The organism is Nostoc sp. UIC 10630 (genome assembly GCF_010747425.1).
GTDB lineage: Bacteria > Cyanobacteriota > Cyanobacteriia > Cyanobacteriales > Nostocaceae > Nostoc.
Genome location: NZ_JAAGOG010000440.1, coordinates 1 through 1,349 on the forward strand (window position 1 = coordinate 1; position 1,349 = coordinate 1,349).

At 48.7% G+C, this 1,349-nt stretch carries 2 protein-coding genes; one reads left to right on the top strand and one right to left on the bottom strand.

What is annotated here, in order from left to right:
- Positions 1 to 13: 13 nt before the first annotated feature.
- Positions 14 to 343 (bottom strand): hypothetical protein, encoded by a 330-nt coding sequence (locus tag G1O98_RS38245; RefSeq protein WP_163939667.1) that lies wholly within the window; start codon positions 341 to 343, stop codon positions 14 to 16.
- A gap of 35 nt (positions 344 to 378) precedes the next feature.
- On the opposite strand from G1O98_RS38245, the gene mobV reads away from it, so the two are divergent.
- A partial coding sequence (gene mobV, locus G1O98_RS38250) for a MobV family relaxase (protein WP_175587043.1) occupies positions 379 to 1,349 on the top strand: 971 nt, incomplete at its 3' end.

Sequence of the window (1,349 nt, forward strand, 5' to 3'; positions counted from 1 at the left end):
TTTTGGTGCAGATTTAGAGCAGAATGGCACTATCTAAGTGCAGATATTGCACCAATTTAGCACAATCTGGCACTCGTGATTCACCTCGGTTCATGACCCTAAATGCTGATTTCGGCTGACCAAATTGTGCCAAGTTGCTCAATATTTGTGCTGAGTTGCTCCAGAATTGTGCCAAGAGGTCGCGCGAGTAGCGGGAGTGGGTGCTGTTGCCGGAGAATTTCGCTTCGGGGTACCATGTTGGTGGTGTACTCACTACACTTCCGTGCCCTGCGGGTGGGCTGCGCCCATTCTTCGCTCCGCTCAGAACACAGAAGTTGCGTTCGCCCCTGCGGGGAGTTTGCACCCCATTGGCACAACTGCAAAATCCGAGAAAAAAGAATGGTGGCTTTAGCGATTCTGCGCGTTGAAAAACTCAAGTCTTTCGGCAACATTGGCGGTAGCGAGAAGCATACTGCCCGTTTACAAGATACCCCAAATGCCGACACCACTAAAAAAAATATCCGGCTGATTGGCATGGAGGATGATTCACCGCTTGAAGTTTTGGTGAAAAACAAGATAGCCAACACAACTTTACACAAACCGCGCAAGGATGCCGTGCTGTGTAGCGACATTTTTCTCTCGGCATCCCCAGAATATTTTCGCCCCGATAATCCATCAAAAGCCGGCGAATGGAATAATCCCCGAATGTTGGACTTTGTTAAGGCTTCTCGCAGTTGGCTAGTCAACAACTATGGTCATAAGTGCGTCAGGGCAGAATTGCATTTGGATGAAGCGACTCCCCACATTCATGCCTATGTCGTACCGATCAACGAGAAAACCAAGCAGTTAAGCCACAAAGAAATGTTTGGGGGTAATGGTCGTGCTGCCAGCATTAAGTTATCGAAACTCCAAGATAGCTATGCTGCTGCACTCGCTCCTTTGGGCATTGAACGAGGGGTCAAGGGCAGTAAGGCAACCCACACCAAAGTAAAGGAATATTACCAAGCCGTTAACAGCGAACCACTAAACAACGTCTGGTCGAATAAAAAACTTGAACCCGAACCTTTTGAATCAGCTACAAATTACGTTGCCCGGATTCAGAATGATCACCAATTCCACGCCATCAACCACCAACTGGCTGACCGCGCTTTCATGCAAGAGCGACTAGAACGGGCAGAGCAACGGGCTAGGGCCAGCGAGAAGGAACGACAACGGCTAGAAGAAATTGTACGATCGCTGGAATTGAAAACCCAACAACTGCGCGACTTGGCTTTAGAGGATGTTGCCTGGGAGTTGGGGCTACACAATAGCCAAGGAAAATGGAAGGGTCACGGACACATCATTAATATAGATGGGCCCAAATTCTACGA